Genomic DNA, 970 nt, shown 5'->3' on the forward strand with positions numbered 1-970 from the left:
TTTTCAGTTCAGAAAATTCCTACCCGTGAACAGTTACCATGGCACTACATAAGATACTCGCCACAAGCCCCGCGAACGTTGCAATCAGCGCCCCCGCAAGCGTCCATCGCGTCTTTGAGATCCGCACGGTCAGATAGTAGACACTCATCGTATAAAAAACCGTCTCCGTGCAGCTCTCAAGAACCGACACCATCATGCCAAGCCGCGAATCGGGTCCATACGTTTTAAAAATATCTAAGAGCAGTCCCGTCGCCGCCGAACTGGACACCAGACGCACCAGAAGCAGCGGAACCACCTGTGCCGGTATATGCAGAAATGCCGCCGGTCCCGCCAGCACCCCGGAGAGGAAATCGAGAAAACCGGAGGTCCGAAGCACGCCGACCGCCGCCATCAGTCCCACCAGCGTCGGCAGGATTCCAGCCACCGTTTTAAGCCCCGCAAGCGCCCCTTCGATAAAATCATCAAAAACCGGGCGTTTCTGAAGCACCGCAAACCCAACGATATAAAACAAAACAACCGGAACCAGGTATTCAGAGAGGTAATTGATGCAGCGCATTTGACGGCTCCCGTGTCTATACTTGTTTTATATGTATGGTTTGAATCTGCGTTCTATGATAACGGATCTGTTTCCAGAGCCCCTTATTTTAACAAGGGCATTATAGGGGATAAATTTGTTTTTTGTGTGAAATTTTCCCCCCTACATGACGCCAAATTGCGTTTTCTATTTCCAGCCATCCTTTTTTATTGATTTATATTGCTTTCTCCTGCACATCACGCGGCACACCGCCACTCCCGCCAGAGTGCTGACACAGGTCGCCAGGAACGCCGGACCGGCCACGGCCAGCGGGTGCGCCGATCCGTACTGGCTCCGGTAGGCAATCATATTGATAGGAATGAGCTGCAGCGATGAAATATTTACGACCAGAAACGTACACATTTCATCGCTCGCCGTTCCCTGTGTGACCGCCGC

Annotated in this window: 1 protein-coding gene and 1 pseudogene; both read right to left on the reverse strand. The window is 51.9% G+C overall.

The features are described from left to right. Positions 1 to 19: 19 nt before the first annotated feature. Positions 20 to 556 carry a hypothetical protein gene (locus tag QVO97_RS05415; RefSeq protein ID WP_022359373.1) on the reverse strand — a complete coding sequence of 179 codons (537 nt, stop codon included), beginning with the start codon at positions 554 to 556 and terminating at the stop codon, positions 20 to 22. Positions 557 to 721: 165 nt separating this feature from the next. Further along, positions 722 to 970, reverse strand: a pseudogene (locus QVO97_RS05420) (hypothetical protein); the annotation flags it as partial.

It is taken from the genome of Clostridium sp. CAG:43, assembly GCF_000434655.1.
GTDB classification, from domain to species: Bacteria; Bacillota; Clostridia; order Lachnospirales; family Lachnospiraceae; genus Otoolea; species Otoolea fessa.